General features: G+C 57.1%; 21 protein-coding genes, 1 tRNA gene and 3 pseudogenes. 17 read left to right on the forward strand and 8 right to left on the reverse strand.

The genetic code is table 11. The features are described from left to right. The first annotated feature begins 19 nt into the window (after positions 1–19). Positions 20–904: a DMT family transporter gene (locus HH800_RS09600; RefSeq protein ID WP_169860905.1), complete on the forward strand. Its 885-nt coding sequence runs from the start codon at positions 20–22 to the stop codon at positions 902–904. Between the two features lie 4 nt (positions 905–908). Here the strand turns inward: HH800_RS09600 and HH800_RS09605 are convergent, their stop codons facing one another. Continuing rightward, the gene (locus HH800_RS09605) at positions 909–1,499 is read right to left on the reverse strand and encodes a TetR/AcrR family transcriptional regulator (protein WP_268932921.1); all 591 of its coding nucleotides are present in this window, start codon (positions 1,497–1,499) and stop codon (positions 909–911) included. An 84-nt stretch (positions 1,500–1,583) separates the two neighbouring features. On the opposite strand from HH800_RS09605, the gene HH800_RS09610 reads away from it, so the two are divergent. From HH800_RS09610 to HH800_RS29050, 6 genes and pseudogenes are all read left to right on the forward strand, one after another. After that, positions 1,584–2,636, forward strand: a complete 1,053-nt coding sequence (locus HH800_RS09610; protein ID WP_169860907.1) for an aldo/keto reductase — start codon at positions 1,584–1,586, stop codon at positions 2,634–2,636. A 175-nt stretch (positions 2,637–2,811) separates the two neighbouring features. Next, positions 2,812–2,994: an EthD domain-containing protein gene (locus tag HH800_RS09615; protein ID WP_268932929.1), complete on the forward strand. Its 183-nt coding sequence runs from the start codon at positions 2,812–2,814 to the stop codon at positions 2,992–2,994. 38 nt (positions 2,995–3,032) lie between these two features. Continuing rightward, a complete protein-coding gene (locus HH800_RS09620) occupies positions 3,033–3,506 on the forward strand; it encodes a nuclear transport factor 2 family protein (protein ID WP_169860909.1) in 474 nt (157 codons plus the stop codon). Between the two features lie 57 nt (positions 3,507–3,563). Then, positions 3,564–4,106 carry a glutathione S-transferase family protein gene (locus HH800_RS09625; RefSeq protein ID WP_169860910.1) on the forward strand — a complete coding sequence of 181 codons (543 nt, stop codon included), beginning with the start codon at positions 3,564–3,566 and terminating at the stop codon, positions 4,104–4,106. A 187-nt stretch (positions 4,107–4,293) separates the two neighbouring features. Continuing rightward, complete coding sequence (locus HH800_RS09630) at positions 4,294–5,382, forward strand: IS5 family transposase (RefSeq protein ID WP_169863285.1); 1,089 nt, start codon at positions 4,294–4,296, stop codon at positions 5,380–5,382. A gap of 241 nt (positions 5,383–5,623) precedes the next feature. Further along, positions 5,624–5,866: pseudogene (locus HH800_RS29050) on the forward strand (hypothetical protein); the annotation flags it as partial. A gap of 392 nt (positions 5,867–6,258) precedes the next feature. Here HH800_RS29050 and HH800_RS09635 read toward each other — a convergent pair. Then, positions 6,259–6,611, reverse strand: a pseudogene (locus tag HH800_RS09635) (MerR family transcriptional regulator). A gap of 276 nt (positions 6,612–6,887) precedes the next feature. Here HH800_RS09635 and HH800_RS09640 point away from each other — a divergent pair. The 9 genes from HH800_RS09640 to istB all read left to right on the forward strand — a co-directional run bounded on the left by HH800_RS09640 (position 6,888) and on the right by istB (position 13,766). Beyond that, positions 6,888–7,166 carry a type II toxin-antitoxin system ParD family antitoxin gene (locus HH800_RS09640; protein ID WP_169860911.1) on the forward strand — a complete coding sequence of 93 codons (279 nt, stop codon included), beginning with the start codon at positions 6,888–6,890 and terminating at the stop codon, positions 7,164–7,166. A gap of 48 nt (positions 7,167–7,214) precedes the next feature. Further along, entirely contained in the window at positions 7,215–7,475 is a 261-nt protein-coding gene (locus HH800_RS09645) for a type II toxin-antitoxin system RelE/ParE family toxin (protein ID WP_235682074.1), read from the forward strand. Positions 7,476–7,775: 300 nt separating this feature from the next. Beyond that, positions 7,776–8,276 (forward strand): Arm DNA-binding domain-containing protein, encoded by a 501-nt coding sequence (locus tag HH800_RS29055; RefSeq protein WP_235682075.1) that lies wholly within the window; start codon positions 7,776–7,778, stop codon positions 8,274–8,276. Further along, positions 8,273–8,836, forward strand: coding sequence for a tyrosine-type recombinase/integrase (locus HH800_RS28915; protein ID WP_206379211.1), 564 nt, complete (start codon positions 8,273–8,275; stop codon positions 8,834–8,836). Before HH800_RS29055 ends, HH800_RS28915 begins: the two co-directional genes overlap by 4 nt. Next, positions 8,833–9,003, forward strand: coding sequence for a TonB-dependent receptor (locus tag HH800_RS09660; protein WP_206379212.1), 171 nt, complete (start codon positions 8,833–8,835; stop codon positions 9,001–9,003). The genes HH800_RS28915 and HH800_RS09660 overlap by 4 nt, the downstream gene beginning before the upstream one ends. Before the next feature lie 447 nt (positions 9,004–9,450). Continuing rightward, positions 9,451–10,215 carry an AraC family transcriptional regulator gene (locus HH800_RS09665; protein ID WP_169860912.1) on the forward strand — a complete coding sequence of 255 codons (765 nt, stop codon included), beginning with the start codon at positions 9,451–9,453 and terminating at the stop codon, positions 10,213–10,215. Positions 10,216–10,306: 91 nt separating this feature from the next. After that, a complete protein-coding gene (locus HH800_RS09670) occupies positions 10,307–11,350 on the forward strand; it encodes a TonB-dependent siderophore receptor (protein ID WP_169860913.1) in 1,044 nt (347 codons plus the stop codon). Positions 11,351–11,446: 96 nt separating this feature from the next. Continuing rightward, a complete protein-coding gene (istA, locus tag HH800_RS09675; RefSeq protein WP_086485527.1) occupies positions 11,447–12,970 on the forward strand; it encodes an IS21 family transposase in 1,524 nt (507 codons plus the stop codon). After that, positions 12,960–13,766: an IS21-like element helper ATPase IstB gene (gene istB, locus HH800_RS09680; RefSeq protein WP_169860914.1), complete on the forward strand. Its 807-nt coding sequence runs from the start codon at positions 12,960–12,962 to the stop codon at positions 13,764–13,766. The genes istA and istB overlap by 11 nt, the downstream gene beginning before the upstream one ends. 59 nt (positions 13,767–13,825) lie before the next feature. Here istB and HH800_RS09685 read toward each other — a convergent pair. After that, positions 13,826–14,370, reverse strand: a pseudogene (locus tag HH800_RS09685) (cation diffusion facilitator family transporter); the annotation flags it as partial. A gap of 188 nt (positions 14,371–14,558) precedes the next feature. Here HH800_RS09685 and HH800_RS09690 point away from each other — a divergent pair. Further along, positions 14,559–14,645: transfer RNA gene (locus HH800_RS09690), tRNA-Ser, on the forward strand. Positions 14,646–14,648: 3 nt separating this feature from the next. On the opposite strand, the gene HH800_RS09695 is transcribed toward HH800_RS09690, so the two are convergent. The 5 genes from HH800_RS09695 to HH800_RS09715 all read right to left on the reverse strand — a co-directional run bounded on the left by HH800_RS09695 (position 14,649) and on the right by HH800_RS09715 (position 19,920). Next, positions 14,649–14,972 (reverse strand): hypothetical protein, encoded by a 324-nt coding sequence (locus tag HH800_RS09695; protein ID WP_169860915.1) that lies wholly within the window; start codon positions 14,970–14,972, stop codon positions 14,649–14,651. A 272-nt stretch (positions 14,973–15,244) separates the two neighbouring features. After that, a complete protein-coding gene (locus HH800_RS09700) occupies positions 15,245–16,291 on the reverse strand; it encodes a hypothetical protein (protein WP_169860916.1) in 1,047 nt (348 codons plus the stop codon). A gap of 254 nt (positions 16,292–16,545) precedes the next feature. Further along, the gene (locus HH800_RS09705) at positions 16,546–17,286 is read right to left on the reverse strand and encodes a hypothetical protein (protein ID WP_169860917.1); all 741 of its coding nucleotides are present in this window, start codon (positions 17,284–17,286) and stop codon (positions 16,546–16,548) included. A gap of 155 nt (positions 17,287–17,441) precedes the next feature. Continuing rightward, positions 17,442–18,512 carry a hypothetical protein gene (locus HH800_RS09710; protein WP_169860918.1) on the reverse strand — a complete coding sequence of 357 codons (1,071 nt, stop codon included), beginning with the start codon at positions 18,510–18,512 and terminating at the stop codon, positions 17,442–17,444. Next, positions 18,505–19,920, reverse strand: coding sequence for a tyrosine-type recombinase/integrase (locus HH800_RS09715; protein ID WP_169860919.1), 1,416 nt, complete (start codon positions 19,918–19,920; stop codon positions 18,505–18,507). The genes HH800_RS09710 and HH800_RS09715 overlap by 8 nt, the downstream gene beginning before the upstream one ends. Positions 19,921–20,382 lie beyond the last annotated feature (462 nt).

Consider the following 20,382-nt stretch of genomic DNA (forward strand, 5'->3'; position numbering starts at 1 on the left):
TGACTGATATGGGGTATACATGCCGCCACGGGATTTTCTGATTTTCCTGGCGATTTGTGTGGCCTGGGCTCTCAATACGATCGTCAGCAAGCTGGTCGTCGGAGACATGGCCGTGCCGCCGCTTTTTTACGCGGCGGCCAGGACATCGGTGGTTGGGGCGCTTCTGTACCGATACCTGTTCCCGATACCCGAACAGCTATGGCGGGTTTGCTTCGTGACGCTGCTGGTCGGGGGAGGGGGCTTTGCGCTCCTGTTCATCGGTTTGCAGACCGCTACGCCTTCGTCGGCAGCCGTCGTCATTTTGTGCCAGACGCCGCTCACCATCCTGTTCGCTGTGCTGCTCCTCGGCGAGCAGGTGGGCGTTCGACGGATTATCGGCATGATATTGACATTGGCTGGCGTTCTGGTGGTGCTGTTCGATCCGATGGGAATGCGTGGGTCGCTCGGCTTGATCTTCGTGGGGTCGTGCGCCTTGGCGGGATCGCTGGGGTCCGTCATGCTCAAGCGATTGTCGACCCAGCCGATCCGGCTTCAGGCTTGGGGCGGTGTAGCGAGCAGTATCGTGCTGATGCCGCTCAGCCTGTTGGCTGAGAAGGGGCAGTGGGCCGCAATTCAAGCTGCGAACTGGCAGTTCGTCGCCGCTCTGCTCTTTTCCGCGGTCGTCGTGTCTATCATCGCGCACACCACATATTATGGCCTGCTCCAGCGCTACGACGCCAACATGATCGCGCCGCTGACGCTGATGACGCCGATATTCACCATTGCCCTAGGCGCGGTAATCACCGGCGACCCCATCGGCTGGCGCCTGATAGCTGGCGCATTGCTCGCAGTGGGCGGTGTCCTCATCATCGTCATTCGTCCAAGCCGCACTCTGCCGAAATGGCTGATCGTGCGCGATTTATGATCGATCAGCAGCCGCCGGCGAGCGCCAATGAAACCGCATCATTGATTCGTCGGCGAAATGTCTCGGGCGTGGGCGCCTTGCCCAATTTGGCGCCGCGCGCGGCATGTACGAGGACGTTCGCAACCTGCGCCGTGGACAGGCCCTTGCCGGAAAAGTCAGTGTCGCCATCCGCTTCCGCCCGGTCGAGCATGGCCTGGATGCGGGCGCGCGGGCGTGGCCCGCCTTGGGTAAAATGGTCCGGATGGGCCGCGACAAAGGCCTTGAGTTCGCTCAGATGCTCGGCATCGCCGAACCATTCGAGCGCCACGCCGAAATAGGCGTAGAGCAAAGCGCGCAGGCGCTGCGACAGCGGTGCGTCGCTGGTTTCCGCCGCGGCGACACGACTTTCCACCTCGGCCTGGCAGCGATCCAGCATCATGGCAAAAATCGCCACCTTGCCACTGAAATGCAGATAAAGAGTGGCTTTCGCGACACCCGCCTCGCGCGCGATATCGTCCATCGATGTCCTCCGATACCCATGCCGGACGAACAGGATTCGCGTGGCTTCCACGATTTGGTCTAGCCGGAAGACGGCTGGGCGAGGCGCGCTGGTCATGGGATTCAAATATAGAGGGACTAGACCCAATGCAAGAATATGGTCTAATTATTCTACCAAAGGATTCGGTGGGGAAGACGAGCCATGCGCTATATCAATCTGGGGAATACTGGCCTCAAAGTGTCTCGCCTCTGCTTGGGCTGCATGACCTACGGTGCCACCGGGAACGGTTCCTCCAGCACAGGACATGCCTGGACGCTGGACGAAGAAACGAGTCGTCCCTTCTTTCGGGCCGCTTTGGAGGCCGGGATCAATTTCTTCGACACGGCCAATGGCTATTCCGCCGGTACATCCGAGGAATTTACCGGCCGCGCCATCAAGGCAATGGCACGCCGCGATGAGGTGGTCATCGCAACCAAGGCCTACATCCCCTGGCGCAACGCCCCAAATGCTGGCGGGCTGAGCCGCAAAGCCCTGTTCCAGGCGATTGATGACAGTCTGCGCCGATTGGGCACCGATTATATCGACCTGTATCAGATCCATCGCTGGGATAACGACACGCCGATCGAAGAGACGATGGAGGCGCTGCACGATATCGTAAAGGCCGGCAAAGCCCGTTATATCGGCGCGTCATCGATGTGGGCGTGGCAATTTTCAAAGGCGCAACATGTCGCCCAGACCAACGGCTGGACCCGTTTCGTGTCGATGCAGCCGGAGGTGAACCTTCTCTATCGGGAGGAAGAACGGGAGATGATCCCGCTCTGCATCGATCAGGGCGTGGGGGTCCTTCCCTGGAGCCCGTTAGCGCGCGGCAAACTGGCCCGGTCCTGGGATGCGGCGACGACGCGCTCGCGCACCGATCAGTTTAGTCAATTTCTGTTCGGCAAGACCGAGGATGAGGATCGGCAGGTGGTCGACGCCGTGCTGGCATTGGCCAGGAAACGGGGTGTCGCTCCAGCTCAAATCGCGCTCGCTTGGCTGCTGGCCAAGCCCGGCATCACCGCGCCGATTATTGGCGCGTCCAAGCCGGAGCATCTGACCGACGCCATTGCGGCACTGGACTTGGTTCTGGAAGGCGCTGAGATCGAAGCATTGGAGGCCCCGTACGTTCCCCACGCGGTTGTGGGCCTTTCTTTTTCCGCCCCATTTCGTGGTCGGATCACGCCGCCCTCGGCGATTGAACAGGGAGATCGTTGATCATGCAGGTGATGGTAACCGGCAGCGCCGGCAAGATCGGACGCGAAGCCGTCCGCGCGCTCAAGGCTGCGGGGCACAAAGTGACCGGTATCGACCTTAAGGGGGGTATCGTCGATGGCGTTCGCACGGTGAAGGTGGACTGCGCCGATTTCGGCGAGGTCATGGGCGCCTTAAGATCGCCTCGGCGGACGTCATCACGGAGATGTGGTTCGCGAGCGAGGAGGATTTCCAGGAAGCGATGGAACATCTCGCTTCTCCCGAAGTCGCCGCGGCGCTGGGCACCGATGAAGAGAAGCTGTTCGATCGCAGCTCGATCCGGATCCTCGTCATGGAAGACCGTGGCGATCCGATATTCTGATCGCTCCGGCAACCGGCCAAATCCTTTCGGAGAGTATCATGGACGATGTTTCGGTTCTAATGGCCAGGTCCGAAATCGAGGCCTTGATGGCGCGATATTTCAGAGCCGTTGATACCCGGGACAGGCCCCTCTTCGAAACGATCTTCCTGCCCGATTCCACATGCGACTATCGCGGCGCCGCATCCGATCCCTCAGCGGTGGCAACCGTTGCCGATGCGGCGACAGATCGTGTGCTCGAGGGTCTGACGGACATCGTCGCAGGCTTGAGGGCTGCGCTGGAGGGATCCGTGAGCGCCCATCAAGGCACCAACAGCGAGATCATCATCGCCGATGCAGGCACAGCGCGCGGCATCTGGGCGATGCAGGACTGGGTTTGGTGGACCAAGACGGCCGAACCGACCCGCATGCGCGGCTTTGGTCACTACCATAACGACTTCGTCTGCAAGGGCGACCGATGGTGGATCTCGGCGCTGAGGCTCACCCGCCTGCGCGTGGAGCTGGACAGGCTCTAGCCCGGCAGACCTTCAGGTCGAAGACATCGCATACAGGTGGTTGGGAGAGACGGCTCGATGATTACGCTCTACCGGATGCCTAGCCCCAATGTGCTCAAGATCCTCCTAATGCTCGAGGAGGCAGGCCTGCCCTACGAGCTCAAGCACGTGGCGGTGCTGCGCGGCGAGGGGCAGGTATCCTGGTTTCGCGCGCTCAACCCCTTCGGCAAGGTGCCCGTCATTATCGATCGTCAAGCCGGTGAGGAGCGGGTATTCTTCGAGTCCGGCGCGATCCTCATCTACCTTGCAGAGACGTACGCCCCCGCTCTGCTTCCGGCACATGGCCCAGCACGATGGCGCACGCTCGAATGGCTGGCGGCCCAAGTCGCCTATGCAGGCCCGATGCTGGGGCAGATGAACCATTTCCAGCTCGTCCCGAGCGAAGCGAACTCCTATTCCGCTGCCCGCTATCGCGATCAGGCTCAGCTGGTGTACCGGCATTTCGATGACCGGCTCGCCGATGTGCCTTGGCTTGGCGGCGAGCACTATTCGATCGCCGATATCGCGATGCATCCCTGGACGGCATATCTTGTGCGTCATGGATTTAGCGAGGCCGACTAGGCAATCGTGCGCAAGGGTTTAGGCGAAGTCCAGCCGCTATTTAGTTAACGCTCAGCGAAGCGCAACAAAAATTGACCAATTGAGCCCCCTCTAGTTGGCTGGAGGATTAAGATGGACACCTCGAAAAACTCGTGGCGCCTGACGGCGTGAAGTGATTCACTGCCCTTGCGCGATAGCGGAGGCGATGATGGCAGGGCAGCCAGGTTTCTTCGATCTTTCGGACCGATATGAGGCGTTGAGCGCGGCGGGCGATCCGCTGGAGCGTCTGGCGGCAGTCGTGGACTTCGAGGTTTTCCGGGGGCCGCTGGTAGCGGCGCTGCGCCGTGGTCCTCGCGGCAAGGGTGGCCGCCCGCCGTTTGATGCGGTCCTCATGTTCAAGATCCTCGTGCTGCAGGCGCTCTACTCGCTTTCTGACGAAGCGACCGAGTTTCAGATCAAGGACCGCCTCTCGTTCCAGCGCTTTCTGGGGCTAGGCCTGGATGGCACGGTGCCCGATGCGACGACAGTGTGGCTGTTCCGGGAGCGTCTGGTGAAGGCCAGGGCCATCGGCAGGCTCTTTGCCCGCTTCGATGCCGCCCTCACGGACCGGGGCTACCTCGCCATGGGCGGGCAGATCATCGATGCCACCGTTGTACCCGCCCCGAAGCAGCGGAACACCGTGGAGGAGAAGGCGGCCATCAAGGAGGGCCGGATACCCGAGCGCTGGCAGGATAACCCTGCGAAGATCCGGCAAAAGGATCGCGATGCCCGCTGGAGCGTGAAGTACACCAAGGCCAAGGTGAAGGAAGGCGCGGACCCCAATGCCTTTAAGCCGGTCGATCTGGCCATCCCGATGTTCGGCTACAAGAACCATATCGGCATCGACCGGGCGCATGGCCTGATCCGCACCTGGGATGCCAGCGCTGCCAATGCCCACGACGGCGCGCGATTGCCGACGCTGATCAGCCGGGGCAACACGGCTTCGGGCGTATGGGCCGATACGGCCTACCGCTCGAAGAAGAACGAGGCCTTCCTCGCCAAAGGCATGTTCACCAGCCACATCCACCAGCGCAAGCCGCACCGCCGAGCGATGCCTGAGCGTATTGCACGCGCCAATGCCAAGCGGTCCGCGGTCCGCTCCGCCGTCGAGCACGTCTTTGCCGGGCAAAAGCACCGCATGGGTCTGGTGGTGCGCACCATCGGCATTGCTCGTGCCCGTATCAAGATCGGCATGACCAACCTTGCCTATAACTTCCAGCGCCTGGCCTGGCTCGAGGGGCGAATTGCGCCCGCGTGACGCCAAAGACGGCCTGTGAAGGCGCCTCCCCGACGAAAATCTGCAGATCAGACCCCGAAACCAAGGCTCATACTTCCCTCGCGAGCCTTCACGCCGCCATCATGCCGAAATCAGACGGTTCTTCGAGGTGTCCAGATGTTGAGCGGTATGGCAAGCTGACCAACGACTTTTAGGTCGTCAAAAGGAGCCGTGAGCGACCGAAAAGGGGCGGCTATTCTGATGCGTTATTCCTGCGGCCATCATGGCCCTAGGAGACGTGTCATGGGATTATCAGAATTTTGATCCCGCCGCTCAGGAGCGAGTATCATGGAACGCTTGACGCAAGGTTCGCGCGAAGCGGGCGCTGAAACCTCGTCAGATTTGGGCGATCCGCTTCTTTCTCGACCAACACTCACGCATTCGGGATCGAGCCCTCTTCGATCTCGCCATCGATAGCAAGCTGCGCGGCTGCGACCTAGTGAAGATCAGGATCAGCGATATCGTTTGCCTGGCTCCTCGCCGTGGTAGGGAGCCAAAACCTTTTTTGCGGCTGCTAGTCGGCGTTTAGCTCGGGCATGTCCGCGATGAAAGTCTGTTTGAAACTGGCATTGCCATAGAAGTCCGATATTCGCTGGCGGCAGTTCAACTCGAGTGCCCACGCCCAAAGATCTTATCTAGGCGTACCGGCAGCTATCTTTGTATCTGCGCTTCAAACGCGACAGTCGCCTATCGGCCGGTTTTGAAAGACGAAGTTCGAATAGCTGCCCTTCCGGACCTGGCGATAGAAAATTGGCGCCTGGACGGCAAGAAAGGGTCGACGTCAGAAGGCAGGCCTGGGACGAAGCCGAGTTTCGCAACTATGCCTCGAATGTCGGGCTTTCAGAAAAAAGCCGCCGCCTAGGTCAATGCGACCGGCCCTAATGCATCGATGATGCGGCATTCGGCCACGGTTCCTCCGTCGCAGGAGTCGATCACGGCTTCAACTCGCGACGCAATGCCTGAAGATCAGCGATCTTGCGATCCACCTCTAGAAGGTGCTGATTGGCGATATGATCAATCCCGGCGCAGTCGCAGCTGCGGTTGTCGGACAAGCCGAGAAGCGCGCGGACCTGATCCAGCGAGAAGCCAAGGTCGCGCGACCGCCGGATGAAGGATAGGCGGCCAAGCTCGGCTTGCCCGTAATCGCGGTAATTGCTCGACGTGCGTGCAGGCTTGGGCATCCTTGTGCTTCGCTGCTCGACATTCGTCATGCGAGAAGATGGCTTGTTTCAACGTGATCCGACATTGCCAGCATTGCTCCAGAACGGCGCAAGTTGTTCGCGAGCTGCCGGAAAAGCGGAAGGTCTACACCTGGGAAGCCGAATTCCGGCTCTGAGCGACCGACAAGGGTGTGCGCCGTGCATGCCCGTCCCAATTTCGGCTGGTCGCTGCGGATCATTGCCCGCCTGTTCGCAAGGACGCTGCTGCATCCAGCTTGAAGGCGCGCGCGAATAGGATTAAATCATATTCACAAGGAGTGCTTATCCATGCGAACGACTCAACAGCTCAGCGTGACGCTGCCGAAGGACATGGCGGCGCAGGTCCGCGCCAAAGTGGCGTCGGGGGAATATGCCAGCGAGAGTGAGGTCATTCGCGACGGGCTGCGCGCGCTTCAGGCGCGGGACCGGGCCGTGGAGCAATGGCTGCGCAATGAGGTCGTCCCTGCCTATGACGCCTATAAGGCTGATCCCTCGCGCGGCATTCCGCTTGAAGAGGTACGGGCCAGGCTGACCGAACGCCACCAGCGGGCGTCCAAGCGCGGCTGAGCGTGACCCATTCCATTGTCCTCACACCGGAAGCGCGTGACCAACTCGATGCCATTTACGACTATATCGCCGCTGCCGCGTCGCCGGATATCGCGGCGGTTTACCGATGGCATCGTCGAACATATCGGCAAGCTGACCGATTTTCCCCGTCGCGGCACGATGCGCGACGATCTGCGGACCGGCTTGCGGACGATCGCGTGGCGCCGCCGCGTCACGATCGCCTTTGCGGTGGAAGAGGCGATTGTGGTCATAATCGGAATTTTCTACGGCGGCCGGGATTTCGAGAGCCTGCTGAGCGAGGAGTCGTAGGAAGGCGAGCCCTCCATAGTAGTACCCATGCTGTGACAGAAACGGACGGCATTCATGGCCAGAGTGAGCGTGCATAATGGCGAACGATGGCGCCAAGCTACTCCTGCTCAACCCAATGATGGTTGAAACGGGTTACCTGCGATCAGGCAGAGGAGCATTTCATTTGTCAAAGCGGCTACCGTCATCAAACGCTGATGAAAACCCTTTGGATCTGTGGCAAGATCAGACAGTAAGGGTATATAACATGCTATGGAACAACATGCTGTATAATATCGATAAATTCACGAAATCATTTAGATTTTGACGGAAATCATTTGTCGGTTTCTGTTAGATCGCCCTCCCGCAACCAAATACCGATATCACAAACCGTCTCGGATCATTCCGCGGCGGTTTTTTTATGTCTTTTCTGGCGGATTTGCGCCGTTTCTTGGGGATGCAGCGCCGCCCATCGGATCGCGCCTGATGCCAGGACGTCGATTTGCTTTTGGAGATGTTTTGGAGGGTAATGCCTGTGCCCAGCAGGAGATACCCCCTATGCCGCTCAAGGAACTTGAGGTTCGCTACGCCAGCCGGCGATCGAAGGATTACAAGCTCGGTGACGGCGGCGGCCTCTATCTGCTCGTTCGTCCGACTGGCTCACGCCTCTGGCGCATGAAATATCGGTTCAACGGCAAGGAGAAGCTGCTCTCGTTCGGGCGCTATCCGGAGGTCACGCTTGCCTCAGCGCGACTGCGCCGCGCTGAGGCCAAGCTGGCTCTTGCGCGGGGTGAGGACCCGGTCCCAGGGCTCCCTCGCCTGTGACGAGCTTTGAGGCCGCTGCGCGGGCCTGGCATGGCAATCGGGCGAGCGGGCTGGAGCCGGGGCATGCGGCACGCATATTGTCCCGTCTGGAGCGCGATGTGTTCCCGACGCTCGGGCAGCGCGATCTCAAGGACATCACTGCTGGCGATGTGCTGACGATGTTGCGGGCGGTCGAGGCGCGCGGTGCCCTCGATGTCAGCCGCCGGCTGCGCCAGCATGTGAGCCAGGTCTATCTCTTCGCCATCCCGCAGGGCTGGGTCACCCATGATCCGGCTGCCGGGCTTGCCACCTTGCTGCGGCCCAAGCCGCGAGTGCGGCATATGGCGCGGGTTGGGGCGGGGGAGTTGCCTGTGCTTGTTCGGGCGATCGACGCCTATGATGGCGACGAGAATCCCCGGCGGCGTGCGGTCACGCGCGATGCGCTCTTGTTTACGCTGCTGACCTGGGCGCGGACCAATGAAACCCGCCATGCGACATGGGAGGAGTTTGAGGGGCTGGATGGCCTTGATCCCATCTGGCGGGTGCCGGCCCGCGGCTTTACCGGCAGGCGGGCTATGTGACCGCCTCGGCCAAGCTTGGTTATCGTTTCAACGATCATTTCGATGCCGCCCTCGACGTCGATAACCTTTTCGATCTCAAATATATCGATCTTCTGGGTTACGAGGGCTATTATAACTATTGGGGTGAGCCTCGCAGCATCCGACTCACGCTCCGCGCTAAATATTGACCTAAAGAGGTGCCGGTCAAAACAGGGGTTGGCTGGCACCTTATTCTGCGGTTTTATAATCTCGCGACTATGACGTCATTCGAGATTTTTATAAGGTATTTTTAGCAGACTTCTATGATACAAAAAAATCGTCCCGCTATTTTGCCATGCCGGTACTTCCCGTCTTGCGCCGCGTATCAAGTTGTCGGGCAGCGATGCGCCCCTTTCCAGTCGTTCCCGCCACCTAAGGCGTTGCCTGTAAGCAGCCGCAAGCATTTTCATCAGAGCTGGCAGTTTTTGCGAACGACTTGCAATTGGGCTGCGCGTAGCGCATGGATGATGCTGTAGCTTGGCCTGACGGCAGAGTCCTAACTCAAGCAAACAAGCTTTCTCGTGAATTGGACATCCCGCCCTACATCCCAAATCCTGCTCAGCGGCGGCCAGCGAGATTTTGCCGAAGCAGCATCGGTGGTCGAGACGCTGGATGCGGGCATCAAGCTGGCAGTTCTTTTGGAAGGCAGCTTCGCCCTCGATGTCGATGGGGCAGGACTTCAGCAGCAACATGCCGCGGAAAGCAGCCTGTTCACCAGCAGCCGTGCATGGCAACTGGACCATAGTTTCGCGAGAGGATGCACCCTGCATTACCTGACGCTTTTCGTGGATGCGGCGCTTGTCAGCGATGTGTTGGAGGCGGACTTGCCGGACATGACGCAGGTGCGTCAAGTTAATCGGCTGACTCCATTGGCGATGGTGAGCGTGACCAATTCAATCCTGCATGGCCCGTTCGCCGGTGCCGCCGGACGATTGCATGCAGCCGGCAAGGCACTTGAGCTGGCCGCACTCGCGGTTGACCTGATCGTCTCTCCCTCATCGAGCAGCGAAGTGGCGCTGGCCAGCGCGAGTGAGGCCAGACGCCTGAATGACCTGCACGCCTATATCGGCGAGCATTGGCGCGAATTGCCTACCCTTGATCAACTCGCCCGCCGTTTCGGATTCGGTCTGCGGGCTATGACTACCGGCTTTCGGCGACTCTACGGTTGTTCGATTAGCGAGCACGCCCGCGAACTGCGGCTGCGCGAAGGGTGGCGGCTGCTGGATGCCGGAATGTCGGCGACCCTGGCCGCAGAAGCGGTCGGCTACACCCTGCCGCATTTCACAGCCGCTTTTGCAAGCCGCTTCGGCATCACGCCGGGGGCGCTTGCCCGGCACGGCACGCAAGGGCGCAAAATCTGAAAACTTCTACCGAGGATCGGAAAGACAGGCGGCGAGCGAGCCGGTAGGGGCAACCCTATTGATAATCGTTCGCATGAATGGGGTTTCCACGATGTCCGCTTCCTTCCGCTCGGCGCTTCGCGCCGGCTGCGCATTTGCCAGCATTTCCGGCCTTTTCCCTGCAGCGGCCGCTCACGCCGACGAAGCGGCGGCGAGTGCCGAGCCAGCTTCGGAAATCGTCGTGACCGCCGCGCTTCCCGAAGGCGTGGGCATCGGTACCAAGCTGCCGCTGGCCATTGCTGAAACCCCGCAGACGATCAGCATCGTCACGCGTGACAGGCTCGATGAGCAGCGCCTCATCACTCTTGACGACGTGATGAAGAACACCCCCGGCGTCACCGTGCAGCCGGGCACGCGCCTGCGCACCGCTTATTATGCGCGCGGCTTCGTGATCGACACGCTCAACTTCGACGGCATCCCGACCTCGGGCTGGAACGAGGCGGTCAATACCGAGGACATGGCGATTTACGAACGCGTCGAACTACTGCGCGGTGCCAGCGGTCTGCTGCAGGGCACCGGCAATCCCTCGGGTACAATCAACCTCGTGCGCAAGCGCCCGGGCCGTGAACTGGCCGCCACGGCCACACTCAGCGCGGGCAGCTGGAACAACTATCGCGCAGAGGCCGACATCTCGGTTCCGCTGACCGCTTCTGGCGACGTGCGTGCGCGGGTGGTCGGCGTGGCCGAGGACCGCGACTATTTCTACGACGACGGCCATCGCCGCAAGTTCATGGCCTATGGCACGATCGAATGGAACGTCACGCCCGACACGGTGCTGGCCGCGACCATCAAGTGGCAGGACGTGCGCGACAAGGGCATCTCGATGGGCATCCCGCGCTATGCCGATGGGGGCACTCTCGATATTCCGCGCTCGCGCAGCACCGCTGCGGACTGGTCTTCGCGTAACTGGAACAACACCCAGATGTTCGCCGAACTGCGCCACAATTTCGGCGGCGACTGGGAAGGCAAGCTGGCGGTCAGCCGCATCGTCGGCGACAGCGACATGACCTATGCGGCTGCCTATGGCGCTGTCAACCGCACCACCGGGCTGGGGCCTATCGTCTATGGCGGCGCTTACGATGTTGATTTCCACTGAGAAGTGACCCGGGTAGGGCGTAAATTTCCACTAAGAATTGACCCATGTTGAACTCGTCCCTGGCTTTGGCAAGCGAGGGTATATGGAGTGTTGGACATGGCGTTATTGAGCGTTATCCGGCGCTGGCATTTTCGCGATCATCTACCGATCCGGGAGATAGCGCGGCGCACCGGACTATCACGCAACACGATCCGCAAATATTTGCGGTCCGAGACGATCGATCCGCGATTCAAGGTGCCTGATCGACCAAGCAAACTGGATCCATTTGCTGAGCATCTGGCGGCCTGGCTGCGGCGCGAGATGGGCCGATCGCGCAAGCAGAAGCGCACGATCAAGCAGTTTCACGCCGATCTGGTGAGCCTGGGTTATGAAGGATCCTACAACCGGGTTGCCGCTTTTGCTCGGGACTGGCGCGAAGATTATCGGCGCCAGCAACAGATTGGCGGGCGTGGGACATTCGTGCCCCTGTCGTTCGCGCCGGGGGAAGCTTTCCAGTTTGATTGGAGTGAGGACTGGGCAATCATTGCCGGGGTTCGGACCAAGCTGCAGGTCGCGCACTTCAAGCTCAGTTACAGCCGGGCATTCATCGTGCGCGCCTACCTTCTGCAAACCCATGAGATGCTGTTCGACGCCCATAATCACGCCTTCCGCGTGCTGGGCGGCGTGCCGCGCCGGGGTATCTATGACAATATGCGCACGGCCGTCGACAAGGTCGGGCGTGGCAAGGAACGCACCGTCAACGCACGCTTTCTGACGATGGTCAGCCACTATCTGTTCGAAGCCGAGTTCTGTAACCCGGCTGCGGGATGGGAAAAGGGGCAGGTCGAGAAGAATGTCCAGGATGCGCGGCACCGTCTGTGGCAACCCACGCCGCAGGCCGAGAGCCTTGATGCGCTGAACCTGTGGCTGGAGGAGCGCTGCAAGGCGTTATGGGAGGACATCTCTCACGGGATCGAACCCGGGTCGGTTGCCAATGCCTGGGCCGATGAATCTGAGTGTCTGATGGTTGCGGGCAGGCCCTTCGATGGTTTTGTGGAATATCGCAAACGGGTATCGCCGACCTGCCTCATCCACTTTGAGCGCAATCGCTACAGCGTACCGGCCTCTTTCGCCAATCGCACTGTCAGCCTGCGCGTCTATCCTGATCGCTTCCAGGTCGTCGCCGAGGGGCAGCCAATCTGCGCACATCAGCGCATCATCAACCGCTCTCACGACGGTCCAGGTCATACGGTTTATGACTGGCGCCATTATCTGGCGGTCGTGCAGCGCAAACCCGGCGCCCTGCGCAACGGAGCGCCCTTCCTTGAGCTACCCGATGCGTTCCAGCGTCTGCAGCGACATCTGTTGCGCAATCCCGGCGGCGACAGGGAAATGGTCGAAATACTGGCGCTGGTTCTTCATCATGATGAGCAACTGGTGCTGACGGCGGTCACCATGGCGCTGGAGGCTGGCGTTCCGACCAAGACCCATATCCTCAATCTGCTCTATAGGCTGGTCGACGGAAAACCGATCTCCACGCCGCCGGTGACGGCGCCCCAGGCGCTCAAACTGGTCAGCGAGCCGATGGCCAATGTCGAACGCTATGATGATCTGCGCAAGGAGAAGCGTCATGCGTCATGACCCTGCCAGCGGCGCCATCGTCGTCATGCTCCGCAGCCTCAAGATGCATGGCATGGCGCAGGCCGTCACCGATCTCATGGAACAGGGATCTCCAGCCTTCGAAGCCGCCATCCCGATCCTCTCCCAGTTGCTCAAAGCCGAGACAGCAGAACGGGAGGTTCGGTCTGTGGCCTATCAGCTCAAGATCGCGCGCTTCCCTGTCTATCGCGATCTGGCCGGCTTCGACTTTACCAGTAGCGAGGTCAATGAAGCTCTAGTGCGTCAGTTGCATCGCTGCGACTTCATCGACATCGCCGACAATATCGTGCTGGTCGGCGGTCCTGGCACCGGCAAGAGCCATGTGGCAACGGCGCTGGGCATCCAGGCCATCGAACATCATCGAAAGCGCGTCCGCTTCTTCTCGACGGTCGAACTGGTCAATGCGCTCGAGCAGGAAAAAGCACAGGGCAAGGCCGGTCAGATCGCCAATCGCCTCCTGCACTCCGATCTCGTTATCCTGGATGAGCTTGGATATCTGCCGTTCAGTGCTTCAGGTGGCGCGCTGCTCTTCCATCTACTGAGCAAACTCTACGAGCGCACCAGCGTCATCATCACCACAAACCTGAGCTTCAGCGAATGGGCCACCGTGTTCGGCGACGCCAAAATGACCACGGCGCTTCTCGATCGGCTTACCCATCACTGCCACATCCTGGAGACCGGCAGCGATAGCTTCCGCTTCAAAAACAGCTCTGCCAAGCAGGCCAGAACCCAAAGGAGAAAACCACGGGTTGACCCACCCATGACACCCGAAACATAATCCGCAGACGGGTCACTTCTCGATGGAAAACCCGGGTCACTTCTCAGTGGAAATCAACACCCGATGCCCGCAATGCCAAGGCCGATCAGCGCTGCGCTATCCTCGAACAGGACGATAAAGCCGGCCGGATCCTTGGATCGACGGATCGATTGCCACCAGCTGCTAGCGCCCCTCTTGCCGTTGAACTCGCGCACTGCAATGGCCCAGCTTGTTCCCTCGAGCAGGACCGCGACCGCCAGCACCACATAATTGATCGTGGGATCGCGCAACGGCTCAGGCTCGGCAATATGCAGCCATCCCTCATAGATCGAGACGCCAGCGCCGACGGCAAAGATCAGGATGGCGACGACGAAAGCCCAGAAATAGAGTTCACGGCCATAGCCGAAGGGGTGGGTGGCGTCGGCCGGGCGCCTGGCCTTTTCCTGGCCATAGAGCAGCAGGACCTGGTTGCCACTGTCGACCAGCGAGTGGACCCCCTCGGTCAGCATGGAGGAAGAGCCACTGATCGCCGCCGCCACGAATTTGGCGATGGCGATCCCGACATTGGCCAAGAGGGCCCATAGAGGACCATATTCTCGCGTAACCTGCGCGGCAGATCGGCCATGGGGCTCAACCGGGATAAGGGCTGGAGCGCAGGCCACGGATCAGGCGGCTTGGTGTTGATCCTCCTTAGCGGGCCAGTTCTTGGGAAGCAGTTCGAGGATGGAGATGATGACACTGCCGCTTAGCGGCGCTTGGGAAATCAATTTGGGCTGGCTATTTCTATCTCTTGATTCTAGGAACGCCGCGTTTGGACGGGTGGCCGAGTGGTTTAAGGCAGCGGTCTTGAAAACCGCCGTGGGTTCGCGCCCACCGTGGGTTCGAATCCCACCCCGCCCGGGTTCACCCGTCAACGCCTTTCGCACACCAAGCTTGGAAGTCGGACAGAAGAATTTTGGGAACGATCAGCCGGCTTCCTGGACGGGCAGCGGTGTTCACGATCCCTTCGTCTGAAAGCGCAAATTCCAGAGTGCTGACGCTATCGAGTAAAATTGATAAACATCTGCAAAGGTTATCGATCGATTCCGACCGATCCTCGAATTGCTTATCTTGGGGCGCAACCCGGTTCGGATTGTGGACCGTGAATTTTCTTAACCGTTTAACGTCATTTTTTAGCTGATGAATTTCGAGATTTTGGCTTGCGATAACGCCATGCGCGATCTCCAAGTCGGATGTTTCTCGAATTGTTTGCGGCTTCAGACCGTTCTGTCTGTAAAACGAATTCTCTATAAGTACCCGATATGATTTATTCCGAAGAAGTCTCCCTGAACTGACGTTGACATGTGGAGAAAGATACTTTGCGAGTTCGGATATGTTCGCAAATCTCATCTGCGATCGTTCCAGCTTATTTATCTGCTGGGTCATTAGTTCCAATGGTGCCGCCATGAGCGAGTTCTGGTGGTCTCGAGCGTTCTGCGACCCTTTCGGTGCGCCCATAGCTATTGCATCATGTCTGAAAGAAGGGGGATCGATACTGGCACATGCTGCTGTGGTTCCAGCATTGCTACAGCGAGATTGTCGAAAGATATCTCCGTTATAGACATTACCGAACGAATATAGTTGGCTAGTGACCGAACCGCATCCGGCTCAGGCTCAGGCTCAGGCTCTAATCCTTCTAGCAGGGTGTCAACTTGGTCAAATGACTGACCCATAAGCCGTTGCCGGATTATATTGGCTTGTAAGCTCAAGAGTTCATCATTCAGGTCTGGGTAGGCATCTGCTTCCATAATCGACATTAGGATTTTTTGTTGAGCAGTTGATTCACCGACATTTCTTACCAAATGTTCCCTGACGAACTCCGGATCGCCAATTACATAATCCCTCCCAACCGGTTGCTTCACATTTTCAAGGAGGACGTGCTCGGTGATTTTCCACCCCAAGAACTCGTTGACGGTGAACAGCAATGAGTCATAAAGTTCTGCAGCTGCATTATCACGACCACTGTTTTCGGCTTCTCTTAAGCGCCGAAGATCCTCGGCGTACACCCTGAGCAGCTTGTGCATCTTTGCTGAAATCGCAGGTAAGTGGTCGATTGATTTGCAGCCGAGAGGGCACTGGCCACATGCGCGAGCGCGGCCGAACTGTGCAACGACAAATTCCGGACACTCTTCATTAACTGGGCAGATATGAGTGTCGCGAAACGAAAGGCTCCCTGCGGCAGCGGTCCGCAGCAAATCAAGCCCGCTTTGTTTAAGTGATTGATCAAGGCACCCGGTTACTAAGGCAACGACACCAAATTTGGCTATTGCGGCGTTCTGATCGGCATGAAAGGACTTTTGCAGTGCGCTATTTCTGTCTGCCGCTTGTATAAAGGCTGGACCGGAGGATACTCTGGGCCCTGACCAGGTCGCCCCCTCACGAGACAGCTCAGTCTCAGCGTACGCAAGTTTCAATGCCAACGCTTCCGGGTCAACCTTGTCATAGTATCGCGTGGCTTCTTTGTTGGTATGACCGACGAGGTCTTTGATGTCGTCAAGATCGAGCAACGCACTTCGGGCGCTAACGAACGTTGTTCTCAAAGCGTGTGGGGTACTTATAGCTCTCCGATTGCAACCTTCCTTGTCGCTTCGATGAGACAATGCCGATCCATCAAGACATTCTCCATGATGATCTTCGATGCAGCTGAGAATAGCGATCCATGTCAGGCGATAAGTCTCATCACGATAAGGGTAATCTGATGATCCACTTTTGAATAATGGAACCAGAATATCAAATTTTGAATCTTCTCGCCCTTCGTAGTCTACTTCAACGAAATCGGCGAGGTCATCTCCTGATCTTCACGCTCTTTGTCGAGCATGTCCATCACGCGCCACATGACAGGTATGACGAATGGGCCCTGAACCTTGTCCGTGTTGACATAGAGCAGGGTTGCTGGGTCATTTCTATTATCATTGCAGTGCCGACGATATTGAAGCCTACAAAGCCATTGTGAGCTTTGCATGCGAATGCCAGTTTCAAGGGTAAGCATGAGCATGCGCGTGACGCTCAGCATCACATCGCTGTCTGCGGGCAATGTCTGAAGTATTTTGGTTGAAATGTGAGTGACCGGCCAGTTTTTACCTTCAAATGTGTAGAATGGGATATAGCCAAAGTCGGCTGTCGCTAACGTTGCTCCATTTTTAATAATGGATCTAATTTTCTCCGCAGCATCATCCTCGCTCTGGAGATACTCTCCAAACGCGAGAACGGCATACATCCACGAGCGGACATGGAAGAAATGCCGTTTCTTAAGTGGGATTTTGGTAGATTTCTGGGGCCTGCCTTTGTTGCAGGGAAGATCAATCCCCTTTGATATCGGGTTGAGAAAATCCCTCCCAGCGTACAATAGATATCTATCGTCTGCCAAATTCTTCTGAACAAAATCAAACACCTGCCAAAGTGCGGTTATTATCACTTTCTGGCTGGAAATAGCTATGCCTTTGCCTGCAATGAACTCCAATATGGTTGGAGCACGAAACAGATCGGTGTCGTCACCCTTCACAAATGGGTATCTTGTAAATTCTCCGGGCTTTGAAGGAATTGGTATGATGGATCGAGCAGAGTCATCCGATTCCCATTCAGCCAAATCTCTTTGGTTGCTAAGATGCACAGGTAGGCAGATCGACAAATAATCCGCCAACGCCCTAATGCCATTTTTTAGCCCGTCATCTGTCTCATAGTCTCGTCGCCTATGAGCAATAATCGCGTCAAATAACTTCGACCATATATCGATAGTTTTGCATCAATTTGCACCGGAAGGAACGACAGTACAGATAAATCTTGGAACCACCCGATCCGTTCGGTATTGAGATACATGAGATTTTCCGGATTGCCTGATTTAGATGATCTGAATTCGCGTCGCTTTGAGGCGTTTTTGGCGTTCTGTATTTTATTATTTTTCTTTATACGATCAATTTTATCAATTTTATCAATTTTTCTCTTTTCAACGGCCTTATTGAGATCTTGAAAACTGACCTCTTTAAAATATCCGCCTAAAATATACTGATTAATTCGATCGATTGAAGCGCGGTCAACCCCGCATGTTTCAGGGAAATTTCGTTGAAGCTCGTCAACTGCAACGGCCACCGATCGTAAATACTGGCGATCACTTCCTTCACCTTGGCGCTCGAAGACCCTAAGGGCGACTATGTCGCTCTCGCAGATGTACTCAGGAGATGTCCAGTCTGTTGCAGGCAGCCATGGCACAACGCGGTAACGCATCCGCTGTTCGAGGGATTTTGCCGGCACTCGCTCGCTTGTCGCTAGCGGCTTCTCACCGTAATTCAGGCAGAATGATGCCGTGGGCGGAGCAATATTACGTAACAACGCGTGCTCAACGCTCCACGCGCGCTGACTTCCGATTGGAAGTATCACGGCTCGCTGGGCCCAGAGGTTGAAAATAGCGAGTCTTGCTGCCCGTCGAAAAAGTGTAACAAGGTGAGCTGGGGGCAAGCCTTCGAACCCCAGAGCTACAAATGCTCTCTTTTTCTCGGCGCCGGTCAGGACTTGATCATTTGCCAACCGAAAAAGTGTTGCGACGGTTTCTTCGTCCAGCTTGCTGCTTGCCTCTGCACGCATGAGCGCTTTGGCAACAATGCTATTTGTCCCAGACGCGGTGGACGCCATTGCGCCAGACAAAAGGTTCTGACGGAAATGGCGCAATGCTCTCCGGAATGGCGGGGTGAGCTTCCCTGATAGAAAGATTATATCTGAGCCGAGATTAATCATGGCTCAAGCTTTCAAGCTTGAGAGCCTCACTCCTCAACCTAGTGGCAATTAAAATAGGGAGCTTTTGCCGAGCGTCATCTACGTTATCATAATATTCGTCAGCGAACAGCAGCTTTGAATCAAGGATAATCCTCCTCTCGCGTGCGTAATGAGCTGTGGCGGTTTCTGTTAGGTGCCCCATCAGGTCCATAACTTCCGGCCGTGTAAGGCCAAAGCCGCCTGGGACCGGCAGATCATTCAACATATAGACGCCATATAGGTGACGAAGGCTATGCGGAGTCCAATGTCTACCACTCCGCTTGCATGGAATGCCTGCTCGTTTGGCTGCGGATGTAAAAGCCTTGATCCGTGCTGTATCACTCACCTTGTAAAAGGGGCGCCCCATATCGGGTCCGGGTCGAATGTCCTGAAACACAAAATCATGCCCAGAGCGCACGACATATTCCTCGTTTCGATACTCGGAGAGCACTGCGAAGAATGCAGCTTTTAGAAACGGAATGAAAAAGGTGCGGGCCGTGGCGCGTCCTTTGAATCTCATGCGCTCATCATCGGGCACCTGCATATTTGGACGGATCACATTCGGATCGTCGACAAACACCTCTAACTTCGCGAAATCAATCTGATGCCAGCGCAAGCCACATGCTTCAGACATCCGGATTCCTGTGCCAGCCAACAGAAGCCAAAGCGCGGCATCACGCTTTGATGTCGCGCATCCGAGAATCCTCGAAAGATCCAGAATCGGAAAGTCCAAGAAATCTTCCCGGGCGCGTGATTGTCTCGGAGCAGAAATTCCGTTGCGCCTAGTGAGCGGCCGACTTGCTGCGCGACGGGCAAAAGCTGCAAATGCAGAACCCTTGCAAAGTGCCTTGACCTGATTTTGCGGCAATTTGTTGTATCCGAAAACCGCCTTCAGCGCAGGGGATGATAGCTCGCCAGATAACTCGACCCCGGCCTGCCTCAACTTATCAATCTCGATTTGCTGACGATCGTTCGAAATTGTGAGGAGGAGGTTGATCGGCGCTGCGATACCACTGGCAGACGTGATGGCAGAATAGCCCATTTTCTCGACAACTGCGGGCGCCCAGTTTTCGAATGCGAAATCGTCATTCTCACGCGGTTGCAGCCGACGGATGGCATCGGGATTCAGGCGAATGCGAATATAATTGTCGATAGCTTGGTTTAGGCGGCTAACCGTAGTTAGCCGGCCATAGACACCCGCTTCGACCAAGTAATCGAGAAAACAGGCGGCCGTCTGAAGGTATTTTTTCTGCGTAGCTAAGGCGTAGCCTTTGGTCTGCATATGTGCCCGGTAAGCCGCAAAATACGGATCGATGTCTCCATCCTCATCGATGAGGTCGAAAATTTCCGATGCATATGGCTGCACCGCAACTCTCGAGAAATGGATCATTGCGACACTGCCTCTAGCGGAACGCCAATGACGGCACCATGGTGGGGTGATTGCCTTCCGCCGCCGTGTCTCAAATGGTGCGCGCTATGTAGGTCCAGAACTTGCAACATCCGCATCAAAGAGTACCTCACGGCGATAATCAGTTTTAATGATCACGGCATCGCGAACGACAAATGATCATCAATAGTGTCACCTGATACAATCACATTGTCTGATTCTCATTTAAAAAAACATATTATCGAAATTATCAATAGATCTTTTGATTCTTATTTAGGATACGGACGCCTAATATTAATCACGTATTATTTGGCTAATTGGGCATTGACGTCCGATGCATGGTTAAACATGTCCGATTATATAGATATATTTTACGCGCAACGTCCGATTGTTTAATTGTGAGGCTTGGTCCGAGGCCAAAGTTGTAGCTGGCGGATTTCAGCCTTGAAAGGGGTGGTTGTATCG

Origin of the sequence: Sphingobium yanoikuyae, assembly GCF_013001025.1 — a bacterium.
In the GTDB taxonomy this organism is placed as follows: domain Bacteria; phylum Pseudomonadota; class Alphaproteobacteria; order Sphingomonadales; family Sphingomonadaceae; genus Sphingobium; species Sphingobium yanoikuyae_A.

What these genes read in the sequence shown, in the direction of transcription:
- HH800_RS09630 (WP_169863285.1), top strand. Translation starts at nt 4,294, where the DNA reads ATGGCAGGGCAGCCAGGTTTCTTCGATCTTTCGGACCGATATGAGGCG.
- HH800_RS09625 (WP_169860910.1), top strand. Translation starts at nt 3,564, where the DNA reads ATGATTACGCTCTACCGGATGCCTAGCCCCAATGTGCTCAAGATCCTC.
- HH800_RS09640 (WP_169860911.1), top strand. Translation starts at nt 6,888, where the DNA reads ATGCGAACGACTCAACAGCTCAGCGTGACGCTGCCGAAGGACATGGCG.
- HH800_RS09645 (WP_235682074.1), top strand. Translation starts at nt 7,215, where the DNA reads ATGCCATTTACGACTATATCGCCGCTGCCGCGTCGCCGGATATCGCGG.
- istB (WP_169860914.1), top strand. Translation starts at nt 12,960, where the DNA reads ATGCGTCATGACCCTGCCAGCGGCGCCATCGTCGTCATGCTCCGCAGC.
- HH800_RS09620 (WP_169860909.1), top strand. Translation starts at nt 3,033, where the DNA reads ATGGACGATGTTTCGGTTCTAATGGCCAGGTCCGAAATCGAGGCCTTG.
- HH800_RS09715 (WP_169860919.1), bottom strand. Translation starts at nt 19,920, where the DNA reads ATGATCCATTTCTCGAGAGTTGCGGTGCAGCCATATGCATCGGAAATT.
- HH800_RS09605 (WP_268932921.1), bottom strand. Translation starts at nt 1,499, where the DNA reads ATGACCAGCGCGCCTCGCCCAGCCGTCTTCCGGCTAGACCAAATCGTG.
- HH800_RS09710 (WP_169860918.1), bottom strand. Translation starts at nt 18,512, where the DNA reads ATGATTAATCTCGGCTCAGATATAATCTTTCTATCAGGGAAGCTCACC.
- istA (WP_086485527.1), top strand. Translation starts at nt 11,447, where the DNA reads ATGGCGTTATTGAGCGTTATCCGGCGCTGGCATTTTCGCGATCATCTA.
- HH800_RS09600 (WP_169860905.1), top strand. Translation starts at nt 20, where the DNA reads ATGCCGCCACGGGATTTTCTGATTTTCCTGGCGATTTGTGTGGCCTGG.
- HH800_RS09610 (WP_169860907.1), top strand. Translation starts at nt 1,584, where the DNA reads ATGCGCTATATCAATCTGGGGAATACTGGCCTCAAAGTGTCTCGCCTC.
- HH800_RS09670 (WP_169860913.1), top strand. Translation starts at nt 10,307, where the DNA reads ATGTCCGCTTCCTTCCGCTCGGCGCTTCGCGCCGGCTGCGCATTTGCC.